At 40.9% G+C, this 25,684-nt stretch carries 31 protein-coding genes; 28 read left to right on the top strand and 3 right to left on the bottom strand.

Features of this window, described 5'->3' with window-relative positions; all coding sequences use genetic code 11:
* The 18 genes from ACJROX_RS08445 (at nt 1) to ACJROX_RS08530 (ending at nt 15,228) form a co-directional block, all read left to right on the top strand.
* Nucleotides 1-1,098: a cobalt-precorrin-5B (C(1))-methyltransferase gene (locus ACJROX_RS08445; protein WP_408010307.1), complete on the top strand. Its 1,098-nt coding sequence runs from the start codon at nt 1-3 to the stop codon at nt 1,096-1,098.
* Nucleotides 1,088-2,296 carry a precorrin-6y C5,15-methyltransferase (decarboxylating) subunit CbiE gene (gene cbiE / locus ACJROX_RS08450; RefSeq protein ID WP_408010308.1) on the top strand — a complete coding sequence of 403 codons (1,209 nt, stop codon included), beginning with the start codon at nt 1,088-1,090 and terminating at the stop codon, nt 2,294-2,296. The genes ACJROX_RS08445 and cbiE overlap by 11 nt, the downstream gene beginning before the upstream one ends.
* Entirely contained in the window at nt 2,297-2,998 is a 702-nt protein-coding gene (gene cobI / locus ACJROX_RS08455; RefSeq protein ID WP_408010309.1) for a precorrin-2 C(20)-methyltransferase, read from the top strand.
* Nucleotides 2,998-3,771, top strand: coding sequence for a precorrin-4 C(11)-methyltransferase (gene cobM, locus ACJROX_RS08460; RefSeq protein ID WP_408010310.1), 774 nt, complete (start codon nt 2,998-3,000; stop codon nt 3,769-3,771). The genes cobI and cobM overlap by 1 nt, the downstream gene beginning before the upstream one ends.
* Nucleotides 3,768-4,895 (top strand): cobalt-precorrin 5A hydrolase, encoded by a 1,128-nt coding sequence (locus ACJROX_RS08465; protein WP_408010312.1) that lies wholly within the window; start codon nt 3,768-3,770, stop codon nt 4,893-4,895. The genes cobM and ACJROX_RS08465 overlap by 4 nt, the downstream gene beginning before the upstream one ends.
* 30 nt (nt 4,896-4,925) lie before the next feature.
* The gene (locus tag ACJROX_RS08470; RefSeq protein ID WP_408010313.1) at nt 4,926-6,323 is read left to right on the top strand and encodes a cobyrinate a,c-diamide synthase; all 1,398 of its coding nucleotides are present in this window, start codon (nt 4,926-4,928) and stop codon (nt 6,321-6,323) included.
* A complete protein-coding gene (locus ACJROX_RS08475) occupies nt 6,292-6,456 on the top strand; it encodes a hypothetical protein (RefSeq protein WP_408010314.1) in 165 nt (54 codons plus the stop codon). The genes ACJROX_RS08470 and ACJROX_RS08475 overlap by 32 nt, the downstream gene beginning before the upstream one ends.
* 99 nt (nt 6,457-6,555) lie before the next feature.
* Nucleotides 6,556-7,326, top strand: coding sequence for a uroporphyrinogen-III C-methyltransferase (gene cobA, locus ACJROX_RS08480; RefSeq protein WP_408010315.1), 771 nt, complete (start codon nt 6,556-6,558; stop codon nt 7,324-7,326).
* A gap of 54 nt (nt 7,327-7,380) precedes the next feature.
* Nucleotides 7,381-7,953 carry a nitroreductase gene (locus ACJROX_RS08485; protein WP_408010316.1) on the top strand — a complete coding sequence of 191 codons (573 nt, stop codon included), beginning with the start codon at nt 7,381-7,383 and terminating at the stop codon, nt 7,951-7,953.
* A 120-nt stretch (nt 7,954-8,073) separates the two neighbouring features.
* Nucleotides 8,074-8,682 carry an FMN-binding negative transcriptional regulator gene (locus ACJROX_RS08490; RefSeq protein WP_408010317.1) on the top strand — a complete coding sequence of 203 codons (609 nt, stop codon included), beginning with the start codon at nt 8,074-8,076 and terminating at the stop codon, nt 8,680-8,682.
* Nucleotides 8,683-8,804: 122 nt separating this feature from the next.
* Nucleotides 8,805-10,277 (top strand): flavin monoamine oxidase family protein, encoded by a 1,473-nt coding sequence (locus ACJROX_RS08495; protein WP_408010318.1) that lies wholly within the window; start codon nt 8,805-8,807, stop codon nt 10,275-10,277.
* Between the two features lie 32 nt (nt 10,278-10,309).
* Nucleotides 10,310-10,561 (top strand): hypothetical protein, encoded by a 252-nt coding sequence (locus tag ACJROX_RS08500; RefSeq protein ID WP_408010319.1) that lies wholly within the window; start codon nt 10,310-10,312, stop codon nt 10,559-10,561.
* Nucleotides 10,562-11,269, top strand: a complete 708-nt coding sequence (locus ACJROX_RS08505) for a TerC family protein (RefSeq protein WP_408010320.1) — start codon at nt 10,562-10,564, stop codon at nt 11,267-11,269.
* 105 nt (nt 11,270-11,374) lie between these two features.
* Complete coding sequence (locus tag ACJROX_RS08510) at nt 11,375-11,884, top strand: DUF4178 domain-containing protein (protein WP_408010321.1); 510 nt, start codon at nt 11,375-11,377, stop codon at nt 11,882-11,884.
* 40 nt (nt 11,885-11,924) lie between these two features.
* Nucleotides 11,925-12,596, top strand: a complete 672-nt coding sequence (locus ACJROX_RS08515) for a PspA/IM30 family protein (RefSeq protein ID WP_408010322.1) — start codon at nt 11,925-11,927, stop codon at nt 12,594-12,596.
* A gap of 31 nt (nt 12,597-12,627) precedes the next feature.
* The gene (locus tag ACJROX_RS08520; protein ID WP_408010323.1) at nt 12,628-13,191 is read left to right on the top strand and encodes a DUF4247 domain-containing protein; all 564 of its coding nucleotides are present in this window, start codon (nt 12,628-12,630) and stop codon (nt 13,189-13,191) included.
* Nucleotides 13,192-13,209: 18 nt separating this feature from the next.
* The gene (locus ACJROX_RS08525) at nt 13,210-13,605 is read left to right on the top strand and encodes a DUF350 domain-containing protein (protein ID WP_408010324.1); all 396 of its coding nucleotides are present in this window, start codon (nt 13,210-13,212) and stop codon (nt 13,603-13,605) included.
* A 69-nt stretch (nt 13,606-13,674) separates the two neighbouring features.
* Entirely contained in the window at nt 13,675-15,228 is a 1,554-nt protein-coding gene (locus ACJROX_RS08530) for a polyamine aminopropyltransferase (RefSeq protein WP_408011611.1), read from the top strand.
* A gap of 50 nt (nt 15,229-15,278) precedes the next feature.
* Here the strand turns inward: ACJROX_RS08530 and ACJROX_RS08535 are convergent, their stop codons facing one another.
* On the bottom strand, nt 15,279-15,419 hold the full coding sequence (locus tag ACJROX_RS08535) for a lmo0937 family membrane protein (protein ID WP_408010325.1): 141 nt from the start codon (nt 15,417-15,419) through the stop codon (nt 15,279-15,281).
* A gap of 641 nt (nt 15,420-16,060) precedes the next feature.
* Between ACJROX_RS08535 and coaW the strand changes: the two genes are divergently transcribed.
* The 5 genes from coaW to ACJROX_RS08560 all read left to right on the top strand — a co-directional run bounded on the left by coaW (nt 16,061) and on the right by ACJROX_RS08560 (nt 20,203).
* Nucleotides 16,061-16,879: a type II pantothenate kinase gene (gene coaW, locus ACJROX_RS08540; protein WP_408010326.1), complete on the top strand. Its 819-nt coding sequence runs from the start codon at nt 16,061-16,063 to the stop codon at nt 16,877-16,879.
* 27 nt (nt 16,880-16,906) lie between these two features.
* A complete protein-coding gene (locus ACJROX_RS08545; RefSeq protein ID WP_408010327.1) occupies nt 16,907-17,353 on the top strand; it encodes an SgcJ/EcaC family oxidoreductase in 447 nt (148 codons plus the stop codon).
* Nucleotides 17,354-17,542: 189 nt separating this feature from the next.
* Complete coding sequence (locus ACJROX_RS08550; protein ID WP_408010328.1) at nt 17,543-17,713, top strand: hypothetical protein; 171 nt, start codon at nt 17,543-17,545, stop codon at nt 17,711-17,713.
* 44 nt (nt 17,714-17,757) lie between these two features.
* Nucleotides 17,758-18,342 carry a class I SAM-dependent methyltransferase gene (locus ACJROX_RS08555; RefSeq protein WP_408010329.1) on the top strand — a complete coding sequence of 195 codons (585 nt, stop codon included), beginning with the start codon at nt 17,758-17,760 and terminating at the stop codon, nt 18,340-18,342.
* 874 nt (nt 18,343-19,216) lie between these two features.
* Entirely contained in the window at nt 19,217-20,203 is a 987-nt protein-coding gene (locus tag ACJROX_RS08560) for an alpha/beta hydrolase family esterase (RefSeq protein ID WP_408010330.1), read from the top strand.
* Between the two features lie 124 nt (nt 20,204-20,327).
* Here ACJROX_RS08560 and phaP read toward each other — a convergent pair whose 3' ends face one another.
* Both phaP and phaQ read right to left on the bottom strand, forming a co-directional pair.
* Complete coding sequence (phaP, locus tag ACJROX_RS08565) at nt 20,328-20,879, bottom strand: polyhydroxyalkanoic acid inclusion protein PhaP (RefSeq protein WP_408010331.1); 552 nt, start codon at nt 20,877-20,879, stop codon at nt 20,328-20,330.
* Between the two features lie 85 nt (nt 20,880-20,964).
* Entirely contained in the window at nt 20,965-21,384 is a 420-nt protein-coding gene (gene phaQ, locus ACJROX_RS08570) for a poly-beta-hydroxybutyrate-responsive repressor (RefSeq protein ID WP_408010332.1), read from the bottom strand.
* Nucleotides 21,385-21,678: 294 nt separating this feature from the next.
* Between phaQ and ACJROX_RS08575 the strand changes: the two genes are divergently transcribed.
* From ACJROX_RS08575 to ACJROX_RS08595, 5 genes are all read left to right on the top strand, one after another.
* On the top strand, nt 21,679-22,134 hold the full coding sequence (locus ACJROX_RS08575) for a polyhydroxyalkanoic acid synthase subunit PhaR (protein WP_408010333.1): 456 nt from the start codon (nt 21,679-21,681) through the stop codon (nt 22,132-22,134).
* Between the two features lie 64 nt (nt 22,135-22,198).
* Complete coding sequence (gene fabG, locus ACJROX_RS08580; RefSeq protein ID WP_408010334.1) at nt 22,199-22,942, top strand: 3-oxoacyl-[acyl-carrier-protein] reductase; 744 nt, start codon at nt 22,199-22,201, stop codon at nt 22,940-22,942.
* A 76-nt stretch (nt 22,943-23,018) separates the two neighbouring features.
* Nucleotides 23,019-24,071, top strand: coding sequence for a class III poly(R)-hydroxyalkanoic acid synthase subunit PhaC (phaC, locus tag ACJROX_RS08585; RefSeq protein WP_408011612.1), 1,053 nt, complete (start codon nt 23,019-23,021; stop codon nt 24,069-24,071).
* A 58-nt stretch (nt 24,072-24,129) separates the two neighbouring features.
* Entirely contained in the window at nt 24,130-24,384 is a 255-nt protein-coding gene (locus ACJROX_RS08590; RefSeq protein WP_408010335.1) for a hypothetical protein, read from the top strand.
* Nucleotides 24,385-24,450: 66 nt separating this feature from the next.
* Nucleotides 24,451-25,653, top strand: coding sequence for an NADP-dependent malic enzyme (locus ACJROX_RS08595; RefSeq protein WP_408010336.1), 1,203 nt, complete (start codon nt 24,451-24,453; stop codon nt 25,651-25,653).
* Nucleotides 25,654-25,684 lie beyond the last annotated feature (31 nt).

A 25,684-nucleotide genomic window follows, 5' to 3' on the forward strand; every position in this document is an offset into this window, starting at 1 on the left:
ATGAAACCCAAACCAGAAAAAACGTTACGGCAAGGCTATACAACAGGGTCGTGTGCGACAGCGGCGACAAAGGCGGCTTTAACTGCTCTTATTACAAAGGAAGAACAGCTTGAAGCCACCATCCTTTTGCCGATTGGCACATTCGTTACGTTTCAAATGGAGGAATGTGCCATTGAAGGAGATTCTGTTTTGGCTGGAACAATCAAGGATGCTGGGGATGATCCGGATGCTACACACGGAGCGTTAATCCAGGCGACGGTTTCGTGGACTGACGAACCCGGGATTCTTTTAGATGGTGGAATCGGTGTCGGTCGTGTGACAAAGGAAGGGCTTCCTGTCCCGGTCGGAGAAGCTGCCATCAACCCTGTTCCGCGAAAAATGATTTTAGAAACGGCCCAAGAGGTACTCGATGAATTTCATCTTTCAAGGGGTATAAAGATCGTCATTTCCGTTCCAGAAGGAGAAGCAATGGCCAAAAAAACATTGAACGGTCGACTTGGAATTGTGGATGGCATCTCCATTTTAGGGACAAGAGGGACGGTTGTCCCTTTTTCAACCTCTGCTTATAAAGCAAGCATAGTGTCAGCTATTAACGTAGCAAAAGTCAGCGGCTGTCATCACGTTGTGATTACAACAGGTGGAAGAAGTGAAAAGTTTGCTCTGAAGCAATATCCATCGCTTCCAGAGGAGGCATTCATTGAAATGGGAGACTTTGTAGGTTTTACATTAAAGCAATGTAAGCGCTCAGGGATTGAACGTGTATCGATGGTTGGCATGATGGGTAAATTTTCCAAGGTTGCACAAGGTGTCATGATGGTCCATTCAAAAAGTGCACCTGTTGACTTTGGCTTTTTAGCTGGAATTGCGGATGTTGCTGGGGCTGACGATGACTTGATCGAACAGGTTCGATCTGCAAATACAGCCTCACAAGTAGGCGAGCTCATGTATAAGCACGGCTATCATCAATTTTTTGACAGTCTTTGTGAATCTTGTTGCTTAGAAGGATTAAAGGAAATAAAAGGTGGCATGGCAATTGATACGAGTTTATATACAATGAAGGGATTGCTGCTAGGAAAGGCGGAAAAACATGACGGGTAATGTAAAAGTCATTGGAATAGGAGATCAAGGGAAGGAAAGCCTACTCCCATTATATAAAAAATGGATTGATGAAAGTGAAGTGTTAGTAGGAGGAGAACGACAGCTTTCCTTCTTTCCGGATTATACGGGTGAAAAAATTGTCATTAAAGGCGGCTTAAGCTCGCTTGTTGAACGTCTTCAAGAAGAAACGGGACATGTGGTTGTTCTAGCTTCTGGTGACCCTCTCTTTTACGGAATCGGAGGCTACTTGTCTAAGAAAATGAAGGTAGAAATCTATCCTTATTCAAGCTCCATTCAGCTAGCATTCGCAAGGATGAAAGAAAGCTGGCAGGATGCTTACTTCACAAGTATTCATGGAAGAAGCATGATGGGACTTGCTCAGCGTATTGATGGCCTATCAAAGATTGCTGTTTTAACAGATGAGGAAAACAGTCCCTCACAGCTAGCCAAGTATTTGCGATCGTTCCAGATGGATGAGTATAAGGCGTTTGTTGCTGAGAATTTAGGCGGTGAAAATGAGTGCTATCAATGGTATGAGCTTCAGGAGATGGAGGATCTCACGTTTTCACCCCTTAACGTTGCAATCCTGAAAAAGGTCAAACCATCTTTAGAATGGTCCATCGGAATACCAGATGATCATTTTGCACAACGAAAGCCTGATAAAGGGCTTATTACAAAAAAAGAGGTCCGTGTCCTCAGTTTAAGTGAAATGAGCATAAAAAAAGACAGTATTGTATGGGATATAGGCACATGTACAGGCTCCATGGCAATTGAAGCAGCAAAACTTGCTCGTGAAGGTGCCGTTTATGCGATTGAAAAAAATGAGCATGATTTAGAGAATTGCTATGAAAATATGAAAAAGTTCCGAACCGATTTTACGGTCAGACACGGTCTTGCTCCACATGGTTTAGATGAATTTCCAGATCCAGATGCTGTCTTTATCGGCGGTACATCAGGGGGAATGAAGGATATACTCGATGTTTGCTGCAGCCGGTTGAAGCCAGGAGGAAGAATTGTATTAAATGCGGTTACTATCGAGTCCTTGGCGAATGGGATGGAAGCTTTTAAAGTAAGGGGTTTTGATGTGTCCATTACACTGGCACAAATTTCGAGAAGTAAGCCAATCTTACAGTTAACTAGATTTGATGCGTTAAATCCTATTTACATTATCACTGCAACAAGAAAGGCGGAAAACTGAATGATAGGAACATTATATGGATTAGGTGTTGGACCTGGGGACCCTGAGCTTATTACCGTTAAAGCATTTCGCATGCTAAAGGAATCGCCTGTCATTGCTTATCCGAAAAAGCGCAAAGGAAACAAAAGTTATGCGCATCAAATTATCGATGTTTATGTGGACCCAAATGAAAAAGATATGCTGGGATTAGTGTTCCCCATGACAAAGGATCCGTCCATTTTAGAGAGAGAATGGACAAACACAGTGGAGATTGTGTGGGAGAAGCTTCGAGAAGGGAAGGATGTCGCGTTCGTAACAGAAGGAGATCCCCTTTTATACAGTACGTTCATTCATATGATGAAACTCATGAAGGAGCGTCATCCTGAAGTTGCGATTCGTACAGTCCCTGGAATATCCTCTATAAATGGTGCTGCTTCCAGACTAGGTCTACCTTTAGCAGAAGGCGATGACCATGTGGCCATCGTTCCAGCTCGAGATGACTACAATGCAATGAAAAAGGCTTTAGTTGAAAATGACTGCGTTATTTTTATTAAAGTAGCAAAAGTCATTGATTTAATGCTGGAAGTTCTTCGTGATCTTGATTTGATTGATAAGGCATCTGTCGTAACAAAGGTTACGTCTAAGGAAGAAATCATCTGGGATGTTCGTGAGTTGGATCGTGCGGAATTAGAATATTTAACATTAATGGTGGTGAGAAAATAATGAAGGTGACGATCATTGGAGCAGGACCAGGTGCACCAGACTTGATTACAGTAAGAGGTTTGCATCTTCTAAAGGAAGCAGATGTCGTGCTATACGCTGATTCTCTCGTTAGTGAAGAGCTGATCAGTCAGGCGAAATCAGATGCTGAAATTTTAAAAACAGCCGGTATGCATTTAGAAGAAATGGTAGATGCGATGGAAGAGCGTGTTCAGCAAGGTAAAAAAGTTGTTCGTGTCCATACAGGTGATCCTGCCGTTTACGGTGCGATTTTAGAGCAAATGGTGCTATTGAAGGAAAAGGATATTGAGGTTGAAATTATTCCAGGTGTCAGCTCTGTGTTTGCATCAGCTGCCGTCCTTGGCACAGAATTGACGATTCCTGATTTGACCCAAACGGTCATACTTACACGTGCAGAAGGAAGAACGCCTGTTCCGGAAGCGGAAAAGTTGAAGGATTTAGCAAAGCATCACTGCACGATCGCTCTTTTTTTAAGTGCAACCTTAACGAAAAAAGTTGTAAAAGAATTCAGAGATGCAGGGTGGAGTCCTGAAACTCCTGTAGCTGTTGTATATAAAGCAACGTGGCCAGACCAAAAAATCGTTCGTTCCACACTTGAACACTTGGATGAAGACATGAGAGTAAACGGCGTCAGAAAACAGGCCATGATTCTGGCTGGGTGGGCTCTTGATGAAAAGATCCACGAAAAGAATTATCGATCAAAGCTTTACGATAAAGAATTTACGCACGGATTTCGAAAAGGAGTGACATCATGACACTTCTTTTAGAAGAAGGAAAGGACATTGAAATCAAGCAGCACGGGTCCTATGCAATCGTAGCCATTACAAAGCACGGCGTGGAGCTGGCCCGTAAGCTTCATTCCGTCTTTCAAACAGGAGACTTGTATTACATGTCCAAGTTCCAAAAAGGAGACGAAGAGAAACAAGGAATCCAAATGTTTGATGGGAGTGTTCGTCTGTTATTACCTTCTCTCTTTCAGGCGTATAAAGGGATCATTATGATTATTTCTTTAGGTGCTGTAGTTCGAATGGTTGCACCGATTTTGAAGGATAAAAAAACGGACCCTGGCGTTGTCGTAATCGATGACAAGGGAGAGCATGTAATCAGTGTGTTATCAGGCCATTTAGGCGGTGCCAATGAACTTACAAGAGAGATTGCGGAGCTTTTAGGCGCAAAGCCTGTTATTACAACTGCCTCAGATGTTCAAAAGACCATTCCAGTCGATTTGTTTGGTAAACGCTTTGGCTGGGTGTGGGAGTCAGCAGATAAACTGACACCTGTTAGTGCATCCGTTGTGAATGAAGAGCACATAGCTGTTATTCAAGAATCTGGGGAAAAGGGCTGGTGGACGTATGACCGTCCTTTACCTGACAATATTAAAATTTACGCAAGCATTGAACAGGCACTGCCACATGCACCTCATGCCGCCCTGGTCGTCACTCATCGAAACTTGCTTCCAGAAGAAGAAGCGATTCTTGATAATGGTGTGTTATACCGTCCAAAGGTGATCGTGTTAGGCATTGGGTGTAACCGAGACACTGGAAGCAGCGAAATTGAAGATGTCATCATAAAGACACTAAATGAATTGAATTTCTCATTAAAGAGTGTAAAAGCAGTATGTACGATTGATTTAAAAAAGGATGAAGAGGGCCTACTGGACATTGTGCAAAAATACGGATGGGAGTTTCATTATTATACACCGGAAGAATTGAATGCGGTTTCCCTGCAGCAGCCATCCGATACCGTTTATAAATTTACAGGAGCATATGGAGTAAGTGAGCCAGCTGCCCTTTTATATAGTAGGGCACATGAATTAGAGCTTGTTAAAAAGAAATCAGGGAATGTAACAATTTCTGTTGCAGTAATTCCGAGTAGATAAAAGCAGTTTTTCAGAAGTTGGGGTGACGATATGGAAAGAAGAATGGTCATTGCCGGTACAGGCAGTGGTGTAGGGAAAACAACGATGACAATAGGATTGATGAGTGCATTAAGGAGCCGTGGATTGGAGGTTCAAGGCTTTAAATGCGGTCCTGATTATATTGATCCTTCCTATCATACAGCTGTAACTGGTCGATCGTCACGAAACCTGGATAGCTGGATGCTATCGGAAGAAACGGTCAGGGACATCTATGTTCGAAGCAGTAAAGGAGCTCATATCTCTATCATTGAAGGGGTAATGGGGTTCTTTGATGGAAAGAATCCGAGTGCGAATACCGGTAGTACGGCAGAAATCAGTATGATAACAGAAAGCCCCGTTGTATTAGTTGTCAATTGTGCCAGTATGGCAAGAAGTGCAGCAGCCATTGTAAAAGGGTTTCAAATGTTTACAGATGGTCTGGATATCGTTGGCGTAATTGCAAACAAAGTCGGCAGTGAAGGACATTTTAAACTTGTCAAAACTGCCATTGAACAGGAGTGCAACATACCTGTTATTGGCTATTTGCAGCGAGACCATCAAATTGAAATCCCAGAAAGACATTTAGGCTTGGTTCCTTCTATAGAGCGAGGAGAGCTCGAGCCCTTTTTTCAACAGTTAGGAGAGCTCGTAGAAAGAACAGTCGACATAGATAAACTGCTGCAGCTTTCAGAAAAAAAGCCGTTGCAGGGAGCTGCTTCTTCACTTTTTGATAGAAAAGACGTGGCCCCTTCTGTACGAATTGCTGTTGCAAAGGATGCAGCCTTTAATTTTTATTATCCTGAAAATTTGGAACTGCTGGAAGCATCCGGTGCTGAGCTTGTATATTTTTCGCCATTAGCGGGTGAAGTGATACCAAGTGATGTAAATGGGCTTTATATTGGGGGAGGCTTCCCTGAAGAATTTGTTCATGCTTTAAGCAGAAATGTGAAAGTGAAAACATCAATAAAGAGGGCTGTTGAAAACGGTTTGCCAACGCTTGCAGAATGCGGAGGGTATATGTATTTAACAGAGTCTATTATAACGACAGATCAATGTGAATACAGCATGGCAGGTATCATTCCGGGTAAGATTACGATGCAATCGAAGCTTGCAGCCCTTGGTTACCGGGAAATAGCAGGTGAACCCCATAACTACCTATTACCTGAAGGACTGCAAGCAAGAGGACATGAGTTTCACTATTCAACGTTTCAATCTAACGAGCAGTGTCTTCATGCCTATTCCACCAAGGGAATGCGTGGGATGAAAAAAGAGGGCTGCTTGATAGGAAATCTGATTGCAGGCTATACGCATCTTCATTTTGCATCATGTCCTGAGCTTGTCCACAATTGGATCGCGAAATGCAAGGAGAACGGCATGGATGAAAGTACATTCCCTCATGATCCAAGGTAGGAGGACTCGAAGGAATAAGGAGCAATGGGAGAGAAAACTGGCTTATTATCCTATTCAATTAAATGTGGAAGGAAAGAACGTCGTTGTGATTGGTGGCGGAAAGGTCGCAGAAAGATTCATAACCATTACATGATTTTCAGTTCTTTTGGATGAAGACTTTGTTGAACCATCAAGAAATAAGCAGTAAGAGAGAGCTATTACAATCATTAATGTCTAGGAGGGGGGGCAATAAATGGAACCCGGTACGGTTTATCTAGTTGGTGCAGGACCTGGAGATATTAAGCTCATAACAGTATATGGAATGGAATGCATCAAAAAGGCAGATGTCATTGCATACGATCGTTTAATTAATCAAGATTTGCTAAAGTTTGCGAAAGAAGGTGCAGAGCTGATATTTGTCGGGAAGTCACCTGGTAGACATGCACTGATTCAAGAGGAGATCCATGATCTATTAGTAGAGAAGGCTTTAGAGGGTAAAACGGTTACACGTTTAAAGGGAGGAGACCCTTGTGTTTTTGGTCGAGTTGGGGAAGAAGCTGAAGTGTTGACTGAGCACCATATACCTTTTGAAATTATTCCGGGTGTTACATCCGGAATTGCAGCACCGGCCTATGCAGGAATACCTGTGACGCACCGGGATCATGCCACTTCCTTTACCGTAGTGACAGGACATGGAAAAAAGGAAAAAGGAATGGACGGGATCAACTGGCAAGCTCTAGCTCAAGGAAGTGATACGATCGCTTTTTATATGGGAGTCGGCAATTTACCTCACATTATAAGAAAGTTGATGCAACATGGCAAAAGTCCAAATACCCCTGTTGCAGTTATTCAATGGGGAACAACCGAGCGACAAAAAACGGTTACAGGGGACCTTTCTACGATACAAGACTTTGTCCTTCAATCTGGAATTACACATCCGGCAATTATATTGGTTGGGGAAGTTGTTAGATTACGAGAAAAAATAAAATGGTATGAAGAGAAAGCAGAAGCTATTTTACCATAGGGCTATTGTTAGAAATATTGACAGTTAATGATATTATAGAAAGGTGTGCTGTTCATGTCTGTTATGGATATACTCCAACGTAGAAGAGCGATTAGAAACTATCAATCTGCAAGTATAGAACGGGAGAAGATTGAACAATTGCTACATGCCGCAACCCTAGCTCCAAATGATCGAATGAGAGAACCATGGAATTTTTATGTCATTCAAGGTGAAAAGAAGAATCAATACGAGGAGCTGGCGCTAGATTACTTAATACAGAGGTTTCCAACTAAGCCGAATTTAGTGGAAAGCTCCATACAGGTTGTGAAAAATACACCCGTTATTATTATCGTAGCAGCAGATATGGTTGATGGGAACGAGGAAGCCTCTACTGATAATGAGTATGCGACATGCTGTGCCATTCATTCCATGTGGCTTGCTGCTGAGGAATTAGGATTAGGGTTTGTTTGGAGAACAAGAGGTGTGGGACTAGTCCGTGATGAACGCTTAAGGCAGTTTATTCGTTTACCTCAGGACAAGAAGGTCGTCGGAAGTGTCTTCCTAGGGTATCCTTCACAAGGGGAAGTAGAGAAGCTAAAGGAAAAATCACGTACCTCCTATATAGAAAAAACAACATGGCTTTCATAAAAGGAGGAGCTTTGGATGAGTAAATCGAAAGTTCTCTGTTGTCCGTTATAATTTTGGGAAGAGCGCTATTTAAAGAATAAGGTCTTCTGTGTCTGCTATTTTCTAAAAGGAGTGGAAATGATGTATATTCCTTCACATTTTAAAATTGAAAATATGGAAGTCGCCTTTGACATCATGAAAGAAAATAGCTTTGCAACGTTATTTTCCCAACATGATAGTATGCCATATGCTACTCATCTGCCGCTGATTTTGGATGAAGATAAAAAAGATCTATACGGCCATTTCGCCAGACCGAATAAGCAATGGAAGGATATTGAGAATCAAACGGTTCTAGCTGTATTTCATGGTCCGCATTGTTACATATCACCGTCTTGGTACGAGACGGACACGGCAGTCCCTACCTGGAATTATGTATCGGTACATGTATACGGCGAAGTTGAATTATTAGGCGATGAGCAAGAGGTCATGAAATCCTTGCAAAATATGGTCGAAAACTATGAAGCTCCAGATAGTCCCTATAAGTTGGAGGAGATCGATGCCGGTTATGTCGCTGGGATGACCAAAGGGATACAAGGATTCAAAATCAAAATAAACAAGATCGAAGCAAAAGCGAAATTGAGTCAGAACCATCCAGTAGAACGGCGGGAGCTTATCATAAAGGAACTTGAGAAAAGCCCGAATACGGATGAACAGAACATTGCGAGACTGATGAAGTCAAAGCTTGTATAATGATGCTTGATTCTGATCGATAAGCAGTTTGAGCTACATAAAAGAACCCAGATAGGGTTCGGTTGTACGGTCATTTCCTATTCCTTCTTTGCATATTCATAGCAAGAAGGAGGGGGTATGCTGTGCTGAAAAAAGAGGATTTCTTTTCCTTGAAGTACCCTGATGACTTGCTTTCCATTATCAGGTACGGTTTGAAAAAGACTGGTACCTCAAAATCCGTCATGATCATTGGAGGGGGCCTCTCCGGTTTGGTCGCAGCATCCTTATTGAAACAGGCAGGCCATCAAGTGACGATCCTCGAGGGAAACAATCGGATCGGTGGAAGGATCCTGACTATAAGGCAACCATTCACCCCCGGTAACTATCTGGATGTCGGTGCGATGAGACTTCCGGAGAACCACGCTTTGGTATTTGAGTATATCAAGCGATTCCAATTGCCTCTGAATGAATTCATCAATTCGACGCCTCAGGATTTGATATTTGTCAACAACGTATTGACGACACGTAAAGTGTATGAACAAAACCCGGACATCCTCCAATTTCCAGTAGCACCTGAAGAAAAAGGCAAGACAGCAGCGGAATTATTTCTAGCAGCGACCCAGCCCTTCATTGACCTGTATACTAAAAGTACTCCGGAAGAACAGGAAGCTTTAAAGGAAGAGTATGCCGATTATTCGATGGGGGAGTATCTTCAGTTCAATCCTCTCGGTCCATCCTTGTCTGTGCCTGCAATTCGTATGATCAGTGTCATGCTTGGCATAGAGGGCTTTCCGGAATTTTCTTTCATTGATATTTTGATCGATATCGTTTACCCGATCTTCAGTAAAGATCTGAAGTTTTATGAGATCCAAGGCGGAAATGATCTTCTTCCGTTATCCTTCTTACCTCAACTCCAAGAAAACATCCGATATAATCAAAAAGTCATACAAATTACGCAAAACCACAATGGTGTCCATGTACAGGCGAGAAATCCTTCAACGGGGAAGATTAGTGAATACCAGGGGGATTATATCATCACGACGGTGCCTTACCCGGTCTTTCAATTTATCGATGTCCATCCTTATCATTCGCTTTCTTTTGAAAAATGGCAAGCGATAAGGGAGCTGATCAACGTAACCGCCGTAAAAATCGGGATCGAATTCAAAAATCGGTTTTGGGAGAAATACGGGCAGGGAAATGCGATATCCGATTTGCCGACCCGTTTTTCCTATATCCCAAGTCATAACATCGGTTCTGGAGGACCAGGAGTTCTGTTAGCGAGCTACAGTTGGGGGGATGATGCCACACTGTGGACCAGTCTATCCGGCAATGAACTCGTCCGTACCCTTTTAAAAGATCTAGCGAAAGTGTATGGAAATGTAGTCTACACTGAATTTCTACAAGCCGTTTGGTTCGACTGGAGTGAAAATCCATATTCTGCGGGTTGTTTCACGTTATTCACGCCGAGACAAGAGTTGGAATTCGCTGAAGTCATCCGGCGGCCTGAGGGCAGGATCCACTTTGCTGGTGAACATACGTCATCGTTCCATGGGTGGATCGAAGGAGCAATCGAGTCCGGTATTCGCACAGCATTTGAAGTGAACGGAAGGGAATGATGCTCGATTCTCAACTCGGACCATTTCCGCAAATGCATATTGACAACAAATGTATTAAAGGGTATCCTATAGGTAATAAAATAAAAATTCAACTCCTAAAGGGGAGTAGCTTTTACAGCAAAGTCGTCAATCCCAGAGTTTACGAACTCTCGGCTTTGTTGGCAACGATTCCGTTGTTAGCAAGACCTTTACCTGTTATGGTAGAGGTCTTTTTTGATGGCCTTTACCAATCCATGGTAGAGGCCATTTTTGTTTTACATATCAAATTAGAGGGAGTGTTTTGAATGGAATTGTTCGGGGCTGAATTTTTCTCTGCACTGTTAGCTATTGTCATCATTGACCTGGTACTAGCAGGAGATAACGCGATCCTGATAGGGCTTGCTGCAAGGAATTTACCTGAAAAGCAGCAGAAGAAAGTGATTGTATGGGGGACGTTAGGGGCGATTCTGATAAGGATTGTGGCTACATTAGCCGTTGTCTGGTTGCTCAAGATCCCAGGATTGCTGTTAGTCGGAGGATTATTGCTGGTCATAATCGCTTACAAACTCTTAGTTGATGATAAGGACCACGATGTAGAAGCGGCAGGAGGTTTCTGGGCTGCGATACGGACCATCATCATTGCCGATGCCCTTATGGGATTGGATAATGTGTTAGCGATCGCAGGAGCTTCTCACGGCAACTTTCTTTTAGTTGTATTAGGATTGTTGATTTCCGTACCGATCATCATGTTTGGTAGCCGACTCATTTTGATGTGGGTTGACCGATTCCCGATCATCATCACTATCGGATCTGCCGTATTAGCATGGACCGCCTCGAAAATGATCGTCGGGGAGCCGTTCTTAAAAACCTTTTTCGAGAATAGCTTTATCAAATATGGGTTCGAAATTCTGGTAGTAGCGACCTTACTTGTAGTCGGCCATTTGAAAAAGAAAAATAAAGGGAAAGAAGTAACCCAAGAAGAAGAACAAGAAGCTTTGCGCAAGGTGGAATAATTTTAGGGAATTGTTGAAACCTTTTTGAAACGATTTCGTAGGAATAGTTGTGACTGATGTAGATGTAATGCAATGGAATGATTCTGGTCTTTTCGGAGGGGAATTATGAGCTTTTTCTCAAGATTGTTCAATAAGAAGGAAAAAGAAATCGAAAAGGTTGAGGAAAGAAATGTCTTCAACATCCAAATCGATGATATCATCACTTATGATTTGGAAGATTATCAGGTGAGTGGAAAGTTGATCTATAATGACCGGGGTTATGAATGGTACGCATACCAACTGGTTGGAGCAAAAGACACGATCTGGTTGAGTGCAGAAATGGATGATGAGCTTGAACTTGCGATTTATAAGTCGTCAAAAGTAAAATTGACAGAGCCGATTCCGAATAAAGTGACGGTGGACCAAACAGAATACCATCTGGAGGAAAAGGGGACTGCTTCTGTCCGCGGAGAAGGTCGAGGCAGGAACGTTAACGGCCAGGAAGTAAAATATTTCGATTTCTCAAACCAGACAGAGGATCACTTTCTTTCAGTTGAAATATGGGGCAGTGAAATTGAGGTAAGTTCAGGTTATGAAATCGAAAGTTATGAAATAAAAATCATCGCCGCAAGCTAGCATACGTTATTTTCAAAACAAAAAAACCAGGAGGAATAGCATGTTTAGTTTCTTTAAACGAGTACGTACGATGGTTTCTTCAGAATTGAACTCAGCACTTGACAAGGCCGAAGATCCGGTAAAGCTGCTTGACCAGTATATGAGGGAAATGGCAGCAGATATCCGGGAAGCCGAAACATCTGTCGCTAAACAGATCGCAAATGAAAAGATGCTCAATAAAAGGTATGAAGATGCGAAAAGTATGGTGGAAAAAAGGCAGGAGCAAGCAGTGCAGGCTTTGGAAGCAGGGAATGAAGATCTCGCCCGCCGTGCCCTTGACGACAAGCAAAACCATAATCAACAGGCAGATACATTACTTGCTGCCCATACAAAGGCAAAGACGGATGCAGATGCTTTACGGGAAAAATTAGCTGAAATGAAAAAAGAATATGATGAAATGAACCTGAAAAAAGATTCACTTAAAGCAAGAGCCGAGTCTGCCAAGACAAAGACCAAGATCAACCGTACCATGTCGAACATCGACAGCGACAGTTCCCAGCAAGGATTCAAGCGCATGGAAGAAAAGGTCCTTCAATATGAGGCTGAAGCTGAAACGAGTGAGGACCTGCGCTCTTCGAATAAATCGCTGGATGATGAGTTCGAAACGATGAATAAGAAGAACAGTGTAAATGATGAACTTGCGGAGTTGAAGAAAAAATTGGGGAAAGAATAGCCTTCTTTCCCTTTTTGATGGGGGTGTGTCAATGAGAAGGATAGTCATAGGCGTCTCCATGGCGGCGATATTTCTCCTTTTAGTTGGTTGTGGTTCGGCAAGCATATTGAATTACATATCTGACAACTATCCGTTGGAGGATGTGGTCGAAAGCAGTACGAATGCAGATGATGTTGCTCGTATATTTATTGCGGAGGATGAATCCATCACAGAGGTATCTGAGTCGATCAGAAACGGAATGGAGCCTGAGGACGCAAGTGAAATAAAGGACAATAAACAGATATTGATCTACGATGACCATTTTGTCACGCTGACACCGGATGAAGTGGATCCTGATAACACTTTAATAGAAGTGGCTTCTGAGGAGTTTGCCCGGGATAATTATACACCTGGTTTTTTCAATGGGTTTATCGCGTACTACATATTGGATAGCATTTTCGGTGTGAATGATTGGAGATATAAACAGGATCAGCGGTGTGGCGGACAGTGTTATGGAGGCTATAATCGCACTGGTGGAAATTATAAAGGACCTGCTACCCCTTCCTCTTTCCGAGGATCAGGGAATCGCGGCGGAGGTCCTGGTACAGGTAAATAACTTTTTGGGAGGTAGAACATGAGTCCATTCATTTTAACGTTACTGTATTTTATTGCGGCTGTTGCGATCGTCGTCATAGGACTTATAATATTTGAGCTAGTCACGACGAAATACAAAGATTGGGAAGAAATCAACAAAGGGAATCCTGCTGTCGCCTTATCGATCGGCGGCAAAATCATCGGTATCTGTATCATCCTGGCGTTTTCGATCTATACGAATGACAGTATCTTGACAACAATGATCTGGGGCGGTTACGGTGTTCTTCTGCAACTGGTCGCGTATTATTTGTTTGATTTTCTGACACGTAAGTTTTCAGTGGAAATGGAATTGAAAAATGGAAACATCTCTGTCGGGATTGTTTCGATTTGTGTTTCGATCGGGCTGGCATTTGTGGTCGGAGCTTCCATTACGTAAACCGCTAATTTTTGGGGAGAACCAATCATTTGGCTCACCCTTTTTTTATATACGTTTTATGAAGGTGAAATCATGACAGAGAATGGAATTACGAAAAGCAATAGAATTTACTGGGCATCAGGAATCGTATCGATATGCGGGATCATTTTCGAGGTTCTGTTCGGAGCTTTGGGTTCCTATATTCTTGGCGATGGAGTAAAACAGTATACCCTGACGATTTCATTGTTTCTGACCGGGATGGGGATCGGTTCCTTTTTAAGTGAAAAAGTGATGAAAAAGCTAATCCAGGCTTTTATAATCATTGAATTTGCAGTGGCTTTGATCGGTGGATTTTCGGCTTTCCTGTTATTTGGTGTAACGGCTTATTTAGGGGATGGCTCTGATGCAATCTTCTTATATACGACCATTCTCGTGATAGGTACACTCACAGGCCTGGAATTGCCGATCCTGATCCGGAAAGCTAATGAAATAGGAGTACAGATCAACAAGAGTACAGCAAGGGTACTTTTTTCCGATTATGCAGGAGGCTTGATCGGAGGATTACTTTTCATTTTTCTATTCCGGCCACAGTTCGGTCTGGTGAAATCAGCTTTCCTTGTGGCGATCATCAATCTGCTTGTCGCGCTTTGGGTGCTATGTATGTTTCGAAAAGAAATCCGCCGTTTGAAAACCTATGCTTCAGTTGGAGTGATCATTTTTGCCCTTCTTATCGGGGGCGTCCTATTCGGGGAAGAGATGGCCCTTTCCTTTGAACAAAAATTGTATAAGGATCCAATCATCTATTCTGAGGAGTCGAAATATCAACATATCATCCTTACCAAGGAACAGGGGGATCTTAGGCTTTATTTGGATGGACAGCTACAGTTCAGTTCCTCTGATGAACACCGTTATCACGAAACACTAGTCCATATCCCGATGTCACTAACCGACCAGCGGAAAAACATCTTGGTACTTGGCGGTGGTGACGGACTGGTATTAAGAGAGTTGGAAAAGTATGGGGAAATAGAGGGAATAACCGTTGTTGATCTAGACCCGAGGGTGGTCAAACTTGCAAAAGAGAATCGACTGCTCAGAGAGTTGAATGAGAATGCGTTTGAAAATGAGAAGGTGAAGGTTCTCCATGAAGATGCCTTTGATTTCATGGAGAAAACAGAGAGCTTTTATGATGTCATCCTTGTCGATTTACCTGATCCGAATAATGAATCTTTGAACAAGCTGTATACGCTTGAATTCTACTCGTTATTACGTAATCACCTGGAGCCAGGCGGCATGATCATGGCCCAGGCGACAAGCCCGGTATTCGCGAGAAAGGTCTATTGGACGATCGACCGGACTTTCGAGGAGACGGGCTTGAATACCGAAAATGTACACCTTGATATACCGAGCTTTGGAAATTGGGGATTTGTGCTGGCATCAAGAGGACCGATCGATATCACAGATGTTGATATTGACGTGGAGACAAGGTATTTGTCAGCAGAACTGGTCCCTTCCTTGACCAAATTCGGTAAGGACGAAGACGGTACGATTGAAAATGAAGATGGCGAAAAGGTCGAACTTAAGTCGAATACGTTGATTAGGCCTATCTTGATCGATCAATATGAAAAAGCTTGGCAACACTATTAATAAAAGGGGCTGACCCATAAGTGTCTGACACTTATGGGTCAGCCCCTTTGTCATACCCGTTTTTTTACAAACTTATAAATCAATATGACAGCGGCAACAACGAGCAGGACATGAATGATTCCTCCTACGATGTTGAAGATGAATCCGAGTAACCAGATTATAAGGACGATCCATAAAATTGTCCAGATCATAGCTGAATAATCCTTTCTCTATGAAGTTTGTTTTAGTGTCCCCAACAATCTCGAAATCATTCAGATGAAAAAATAGTAAAAAATATAAAAACACAGAATACACTTAACGAACTAAGCCTAGGAAAGATCGTCCGGCATTCAATCCCTGCCTCCATCATCCGCATGATTTGACTCCGGGGAATTTCCGGCTACCCAAACCATCTCTTACAAAACGGACCCGAACACCGGATTTCGCCCGTTCCACCAGCACATTCGGTATCCACTTTCCAATTTGGTCATCACCGTATATGAAATATTCCATATCAATCGTATTTTGGGCGTTCTGTAGGGGTTCGATGAGGTTTTCATAAGTTTTATTTCCATTTATCAGGAATTGAACTTGGCTAGCACGAAGTCCATGAACGCTGTACTGGTTTAAAGCGTGAGCAATGGCTGAGGCGGAGCATCTGAATGAGGCAGGAAGTTTGTTTGTTCGATTGTTGATCTATTTTGTTGACATGCTAAATGGTAAAGTAAGAGAAAAACACCACTTTCCCATTTTGAAATAATTGGTACGTTTAATTATGCCATTGAATTACAATAAAAAATGTTAAAATTGAATAAGTAATATTAATCTGGCCGTTTGTTGAAAAGGAGTTAACATGACACAAACTAGAATAGGCATTGATGCTGGCGGAACACTTGTAAAGGTTGCATATCATGATAAAGAAAAAATCAAATATCAGACATTCAGTTCTCATAAAATGGGGGATGTTGTTTCTTGGCTTTATAATTGCTTTGATAACCCGAAGATATGTGTAACTGGTGGTAAGAGTCAAGTGCTTGCTAACGACTTGGACTCGCATGTGAAATCCATCGTTGAATTTGATGCGACTTGCCGTGGCGTAGAATTTCTCGCAAAACATCATAACCTTTCATTAGGGAGCGATTTTATACTCGCGAACATCGGAACCGGAACATCCATTCATTATATAAAGGATGGAGAACAACAGCGAATCGGGGGAACTGGAGTTGGTGGAGGGACCTTATTGGGCCTTTCATATCTATTGACAAAGAAAAGAAGCTTTAATGAAATTGTTCAAGATATGATGGAGGGCAATAGAGAATCAGTTGATTTGAAAGTGAAGGATATTTTTGAAGGTACAGTACCTCCGATATCCGGGGATTTAACAGCAAGTAATTTCGGGAAAATGAATGGCTACATTCAAGAAGAACCTTCTATACCTGATATACTCGCTTCTATCAATGGTCTTATCGGTGAAACTGTTGTCACGATCTGCTGTCAGGCTGCACATCGGTTCAATACACAATCTGTCGTTTACATAGGTTCAACTTTCCGTTCCAATCCCCTTTTAAAACGTATTATTGAAGATTATACACAATTACGAGAAAGGAAGCCGTTCTTTTTAGAGGATGGTGAATTCAGTGGAGCTGTTGGGGCTTTATTGAGCCTTGATTAGTCAATCATATGAACTAGGAGGGATTCGATGAGTGAAAATAAAAAAGTACATATTAAAAAAGTTTATGAACAACTTATTGAAGCTTGGAACAACCGTGATGCAGATGGTATGGCGAGTTTGTTTGCTAAACATGGTGAGAGTATTGGATTTGATGGAAGTCAGTCAATCGGCCCTAAGGAAATTTATTCTCATTTAAGCCCTATTTTCAGAGACCATCCAACTGCTCAATTTGTCAGTAAAATAAAAGACATACGCTTCCTCGGTGACAATGCTGCAATCTTAAGAGCCATCGCAGGTATGATCCCTCTGGGTGGATCGGACATCAAGCCGGAGGTCAACACCCACCACACGCTTGTTGTCATCAATAACGATAATAATTGGTATATTGAGCTGTTTCAAAATACACCAGCACAATTTCATGGAAGACCCGAATTAGTAGAACAAATGACAGATGAACTGAGAGAACAGCTTTAGAATAAGTCTATATTTGAATCCTTCAAATATAAAGTCGGACACTTTTCTTTTAAGGAAAGTGCCTTTTTAGCGTTATATAGATGGAAATTTATAACTTTATGGTAATATGAACAGGTAGTTGAGTATAAAATTTGATGGAAATCAGGGAGGAATGTAACCAGGCGTTATCAACAAATTAGCAAAGTTTAAATGGAGATGGTAATCATTGAACCCTTATATGATGAAATCGGAAAAAGCTATGATACTACTCGTAAAGCTGACCCGGAAATAACTCGACGTTTGAGAAACCATTTGCAAGCATCTGATAGAACGAAAATACTGGATGTTGCCTGCGGTACTGGAAACTATACTTTGCTTTAGAACAATCAGGTTTAGATGTTACCGGGTGTGACGTTTCCACTGAAATGATAGAAAAGGCAAAACAAAAGTCAAATAGAATGAAATGGGATTTGGCGGATATCAATCGCCTTCCTTATGAAAACAACACATTTAATGGGGTAACTTGTATTCTTTCCATCCACCATTTTGGTGACCTTTTTGTCCCGTTCCAAGAAGTTTTTCGGGTCATTGATGAAGGAAGGTTTGTCATTTTCACCTCCTCTCCTGAACAAATGAATACATACTGGCTTAAAGAATATTTTCCACAAGCTATTGAAGTTTCCGCTAAGCAAATGCCGGATATAACAACTGTCAGCAATACCTTACAAGCAGTCGGGTTTGACATTATCGGCCACGAAACCATTTTGATCCAACCTGACCTCCAGGACTTTTTCCTATATAGCGGGAAGTATGAACCGCGCATTTATTTGGATGAAACTGTTCGTGCAGGGATTTCGACTTTTACAAACTTGGCTACAAAAGAAGAAATAGAGCATGGTTGTACAAAATTAAAAAGGGACATTGAAACAAAGAAAATAAATGAGGTAGTAACAAAATATAGTAGTGTTCAAGGGGATTATTTATTTCTGATAGTTAAAAAGAAAAAATAGCAGAAAAAAACTGCTATTTTTTGAGGGAATGAATGGCTAGTACGAAAGTGTGAAAGACCTGCTAACCTTAGGGTCCTGCCGTCTAGGATCTTACTAAATACTAGTGAGCCGCTAACAAACCAGTACTTCCTTATAAAACATTTAAGGAAAAGTTTGCCGTACTTATACTTATGGAAGAACCAGATATAATGCTTAGACTAATTTGTTGGTAAATAAAGGAAAATGAAATTGATCGTTATTCGTCGGAGGTATGATTATGGATCCATCTAATAAGTCCATTTGCAACACTATAAGCCAGAGCATCTAAGGTTTTTAAAAGCCTTTTCCTTACCAAAAGAACAGGAACAATTTACAGCTTTGCCATCGGCTCCTTTCCTGCTTACCCCTGTGCGGGATGCGTCAGTTTATATTTCCTCCTATTCCACTTTCTTTAAAATTGATCATTTTTACCTAAAGCACAAAACCAAGATACAAATCCAAAACAGTGAGAATCGTTGTTTCTGACCATCGGTATTTTAAGCCAAAATGATAATGTATTGGGGTCATTCTGAAAATTCTTTTATGGGTAAGCCTTGTAAAATTTTCCTTTCGTAATTAATGCCGTATTCTAATATGGTCCCCAATTAATAAGCATACCGACGGCTAGTGCAATAATGCCAATGGCAATCACCAAAATAAAGGCCGTGATTTGATTAATCGACCAGCCAAACTGTACCGTAGCATAAACCATAAACATAAAAGCTATACGATGATACAAGCGAAAATTTATAATAATACGATTTTTTGTGAAATTTAAAGGATACATTAATAAAGTCAATCAAAATGACGTGTGCAAATGTGAAAAATAAAGTACGTAAGGTTTCGAGATACAGATATGTATTTTGTTGCCTATGTTCAAAACATTTCTGGACTTAATGGGGGATGTGATGTTATGAGTAGCTTCTCGGAATGTACATATAAAGGCTACAAGTATAAACTTTATGTACCGAGCCGGTACAAAGTGGGAAACGATGTACCTTTAATGGTGATGCTTCATGGTTGTAAACAAGATCCGAATGACTTTGCTGCAGAAACAAAAATGAATGACCTGGCTGAACAAGAAAACTTTATTGTACTTTACCCTAAGATGAATCGCTCATTTAACCCTTTTAACCCAGCCCAATTTAATCTTGACGGATGCTGGAACTGGTTTTTAGATTATAATCAGCATCGTCAAGGAGGTCAGCCTCAGATCATTAAAGGAATAATCGATGACGTCAAAAAAAATTATAGTATTGAGACAAATAAGGTATATGCAGCTGGTTTATCTGCAGGTGCAGCCATGGTCTCCATTCTGGGAGCAACCTATCCAGATGTTTTTAGTGGTATTGGAATATGTTCCGGATTACCGTATGATGCTATAGATGTATTTATTCCAACTGATCCAACGGCACAAAAGGCTAAAGATGTCATGATTAAAGGTACATCCGATCCGTATGAGTGCGGGAAAATGGCCTATGAGGAAATGGGGAATTTTAAGAGGAAAATGCCTGTCATTGTTTTTCACGGTATTTGTGATACCACTGTGCACCCGATTAATGGCCAGCAGGTTATTATACAATGGGCTCAAACTAATTTTCTTGTAGAAGGTGGTAAAGGCAAAGCCGATGTTACACCTGCTTTTCTAAAAGCGGGTATTGTAAATGGAAAAAGCTATACACAACATGTTTACAATGATAAGGATGGATTTTCTTTAATCGAACTTTGGATGATCGACAGAATGGGACATACATGGTCTGGTGGAAGCCCAGATGGTTCTTATTCGGATCCGTTAGGTCCGGATGCTTCATCCATAATATGGGATTTTTTGACGCGTCATTAGGATACAATCCTCACCTGAAACCACGTTAAGATTTTCTGTGCACCCGTTTTATCCCGCCATTTACTATTTAATATTTATTTTTCTATATTTCATTTCAAAAAAAGAACAGCGAATGCTCGCTGTTCTAGTTAAACCTACTTAATGTCGTTTTTGTGTTGTTTTCAAATACATTGTAAAACCCTTTTTGTGTTGTTTTTACTTGGTTTAAAAAATCTTCAAACAATGGTTTTAGTTCTTCACGATTTTTTTGTTGCTGACCAATAACCGATTTAATAGATTCTTGGAAGTGCTGTTGTGACTGACTAAGTACATTTAAACTCGCTTTATAAGGTGTTACGGTTAGTTGTTGAACCCGGCTGATTACTTCATCAAGACGCTCATTGGACTGTTCTAAAGATTTGGTTAACTCTTCACCGCTAACATTTTCAATGTTCTGCGTAACGGTTTGACGTAGTTCTTTCATTAATTTTTTTTGCTCGTCTTCGATTCTGCTCATATTGTCAGTTACTTTTTCCCATGCTTCTCTTTGGTGTTCAAATGCTTGCAGCGTAAGATTTTCCACTTCCTTTTGGGAATCGTATACGAAGTTCAATCCGTTTTTCCAACTGTCCCAAAAAGAGTCAACAAAATGAAAAGCATTTTGATCATTGCTTTGGCTTTTTTTGTTTGCAGCCATTTTAAAAACCTCCTTTAAAAAATTAAGTATTTATGTGGTTGCAGTAATACTGCAGTGTCACTTTTCATAGAGACAACAAAAGCAATTACTCTTCGTCTTTTTTGTCACGATCTGTTAAAGATGAAGGCATGAACATATCCGTATACATTAAAAAGAAACGGTTAAGAATCGATTGGTATTGCTCAAGCGAGCCCGCCCACACTTTTAGATAAGCCTCGCCAGCATCGGTTAAAGAGTAGATTCGCCTTGCTGGTCCTTCTGTTGACGTATCCCATTCAGACTTTACCATTTTCTCTTTTTCTAATTGTCTAAGTGTTCGATAAACATTTCCCTGGTCAATAGACGGGAAACCAAATTGGGTCAACTGTTGAATCAATTTATAACCATGCAAATTCCAACCGCGCAGACTTAACAAGAGTACAGGTATCAATAAGTTTTTCGGAACGCTGGCCAATACTTTCTCATCTTTTGATGTTGAGTTATTCGCACCCTTTTTCATTGACATATGTACCACCCACAATTTTGTTAAATATCTATAAGTGTAATTTACACCTATGTGATTCATTTGTCAAATCAACATATAACACATCCATCAAAGATCGCGAGAACTTGTATGCTTTATAAATTTTTTATCATAGCCACTATTGTATAGAGGATAGCCTCAACGTGTTTGTCTTCTGGAAAATAAACCTTAACAATAAATTTAGAATTTACAGAAAGATTACAAAAAATCTCTTGTAACCCAGCAACTTTATCAACTAAGATGATTCATGTAATTCAAATTGGAAGGAGAGAACAAATGACTCAACAGAAAAACTTGAATCCATTGGAACTGTGGAAAGACTTTTATAACCAGTCCGAATCGTATTGGAGTAACGTGTTGGATGAAAAAATCAAGGAAGAATTTTTCTCGGAGTGGATGGGGAAAGTCTTGGAAACGAATCTCCTATTTAAGAAAATGTTGGATGAAACGACAGAAAGTTATTTAACTCAAGTGAATATTCCTACTCGAAATGACCTTTCAAACATCGCATCTCTCATCATCAATGCTGACTCAAAACTTGATAATTTAGAAGAATTGATTGAAGAAACCACCACAAATCAAGTAAACCAAGTGGAAATGAAACGTGAAATGACACGTGTGAAAAATGATATAAAAAATCTGGACAGTAAACTTAATGAAATCGTTACCTTATTGAATGAAAAAAGCAACACAGGAAACGCCAAAAAAACGGCTGAGAAACAAAATAAATAGCCGATAAAAAGCTTTTTCAAAATGTCTTTTAACAATAAAAAAACATATAAAGGAGCACATCTAGATGGCAGATTTAAACAACAGAGTAGCAATTGTAACAGGCGGCGCAAAAGGAATCGGAAAAGCAATTTCAAAGGAATTAGCTAAGAACGGTGTAAAAGTCGTAATCAACTATAACAGCAGCAAGGGGCCGGCAGAAAAGCTTATCGCAGAACTTAAGGAAATCGGCGGAGAAGCATACGCGGTGCAGGCAGATGTTTCGAATTTGGACGAATCTAAAAAACTGGTAGAAGAAGCGATTAATCATTTCGGCACATTAGATATCGTTGTCAATAATGCAGGAATTACACGGGACTCTACTTTCAAAAAACTCAGTGAAGAAGACTGGAGATCCGTAATTAACGTGAATTTGAACAGTATTTACAATACAATCTCAGCTGCCTTACCACACCTTTTTAAATCCGATGCAGGACGCATTATTAATATTTCCTCTATTATCGGGCAGGCAGGGGGCTTCGGACAAACAAATTATGCTGCGGCAAAATCAGGAATGATTGGCTACACAAAATCTCTTGCGCTTGAGCTTGCCAAAAGCGGCATTACGGTTAATGCCATTTGTCCAGGATTTATCGATACAGATATGGTTAGAGAAATTCCGGAAAATGTCCGTGAACAAATTGTCGCTAAAATTCCGACACGCCGTTTTGGCCAACCGGAAGAAATTGCGCGCGGAGTCATTTTCCTATGCAAAGATAGCGAATATATCACAGGTCAGCAGTTAAATATTAACGGCGGACTATACATGTAGTGCACTCATTTTCAAACGAACAGGAAAGGCGTGAGACGTCATGAGCATTACAGATTCAAAAGAGTGGAAACAGCTTATGGAAACAATGCCTGATGAGTTCCAAGATTCGTATTCCCGTTTAGCAAGGGCAACGGAAGTGTTAACAACCGAACCTGGTCCGGAAGTTGGTCTAACACCGAAAGAAGTTATTTGGACAAAAAATAAAACGAAGTTATACCGGTATACATCCGATCAGTCAACAAAGTTGAAAGTACCTCTCTTATTAGTTTATGCACTTATTAATAAACCATATATCTTAGATTTAACAAAAGGAAACAGTTTAGTAGAATATTTGGTAAACCGTGGCTTTGACGTGTATCTCCTTGATTGGGGTACACCAGGTTATGAAGACAAAACAATGAAACTAGATGACTACATTTTGGACTACATTCCACGTGCCGTTCGTAAAGTACTTCAGACATCGAAGACAGACGAAGTTTCTGTCCTTGGCTATTGTATGGGCGGTACAATGACATCTATTTTCGCCGCTTTGCATCCTGAATTGCCGGTTCGCAACTTAGTATTTATGACAAGTCCATTTGATTTTGAGGAAACAGGCTTATATGGCTCTTTCCTTGATGAGCGATACTTTGACATTGATAATGTCGTTGATACACTGGGTCTTATCCCACCCGAAATGATTGATTTCGGAAATAAGATGTTAAAACCGACCACAAACTTTTTTGGACCTTACGTTAGTCTTGTCGATCGAGCAAACAACGAACAGTTCATAAGAAACTGGAAATTGTTACAAAAGTGGGTATCCGATGGAGTTCCATTCCCAGGTGAAGCGTATCGTCAGTGGATCAGGGATTTCTACCAACAAAATAAGCTGATTAAAGGAGAACTTGTTATTCGCGGTCGTAAGGTTAACTTAAAAAACATTACGGCAAATGTACTCAACTTGTCAGCTGATAGAGACCATATTGCCCAGCCGCATCAAGTAAAAGCGTTAATGGACGTCATATCCAGTAAAGATAAAGAGTACGTTACATTGCCAACCGGTCATGTGTCTGTAACATTTGGGCCTAAAGCTGTAAAAATAACCTATCCAACTGTCGGTGACTGGTTGGAAAAACGATCAAATTAGTAGAATTGAGAAAATAAATAGCTGATTTACATTCTTAGAATTTTTCCAGGAGGGTAAAATGCAAGCATTGATACAGCCAATTTATAGTCCTTGTGATGGTAAGGTTGAAAACATTTTGGTAAACGAATCATCTCATATATATGAATGGGAAAAGCTGTTTTTAATAAGAGAAAAGAATGGTTCTATAAAAGAAGTTACGGTTGGGTTGAGTGGTTTGATTACGTCTCTGGAAGTTAAAGAAAATCAAAATGTAACTCCAAACACGGTGTTAGCGACAATAAAGGACGATTTATTAATTACCGGGTCGGATTAATCAAATTACTTTAGCAGCACAAACTTCTGTCCTCTAATAACAAAAAATGGTAAGGGAGTTTATAATGTGAGTATAAGAGAAGAATCGCTGAAACTTCATTTTAATCATAGAGGTAAATTGAGCGTTGAGGTTAAGGTCCCTGTTTTTGATGAAAGAGATTTAAGTTTGGTTTATTCTCCAGGGGTGGCCGATCCGTGCAAAGCAATTTTCGAAAAGGCTGATCGGATTTATGATTATACGATCAAAGGGAATCTTGTAGGCGTTGTATCCAATGGTTCTGCCGTTCTCGGACTAGGGAATATCGGACCTGACGCCTCTATGCCGGTTATGGAAGGAAAATCAGCACTTTTTAAGTTATTTGCCGGAATTGATGCTTTTCCGATATGCCTAAAGGCAGCCACTGCTGAAGAAGTAATCGAAACAGTAAAACGGCTGGAGCCCACTTTTGGCGGTATTAACCTTGAGGATATCTCTGCGCCAGATTGTTTTGTTATTGAGGAGAGACTGAAAAAAGAGATGAACATCCCCGTCTTTCATGACGATCAGCACGGTACAGCAATCGTGACGGCAGCCGGTTTAATCAATGCTTTAAAAGTAGTCCAAAAATCGTTGGATCGTATCAAAGTCGTGGTTAATGGTGCGGGGGCGGCTGGGATTGCCATTACTAAACTTCTTCTTAACATGGGTGTTAAAGAAATAATCATGTGTGATTCGAAAGGAGCGATTTTCGAGGGACGTACAGTTGGCATGAATTCGATTAAAGCAGAGGTTGCCCAAAAAACAAACCATCACAAGGTCGAAGGATCTTTAAGCGAAGCACTTAAAGATGCCGATGTTTTCATCGGCGTTTCCGCAGCGGGTGCATTAACAAGAGAAATGGTGAAATCGATGAACATGGCTCCGATTGTTTTTGCGATGGCCAATCCTATCCCGGAAATTATGCCGGAAGAAGCCCAATCCTTGGGAGTAGCCGTTATCGGTACAGGACGATCTGACTATCCTAACCAAATCAATAATGTTCTAGCCTTTCCTGGAATTTTCAAAGGAGCACTCGAAGTTTCCGCATCAGAAATTAACGAAGCGATGAAGCTTGCAGCCGTTTATGCCATTGCTGATATTATTCAGCCTTATGAGCTAACAGAAGATTACGTCATTCCGAACCCTTTCGATAAACGGGTTGTAACATCTGTTTCTTCTGCCGTCGCTGAAGCGGCTATTAAAACCGGGGTAAGCCGAGAAAAAGCTTATATAACAGTAGGTGCCCAGTAATTAAACTAGTTTTTTAAAAGGAGAGGAAGAA

It is taken from the genome of Pseudalkalibacillus sp. A8 (assembly GCF_045920555.1).
GTDB lineage: Bacteria > Bacillota > Bacilli > Bacillales > Fictibacillaceae > Pseudalkalibacillus.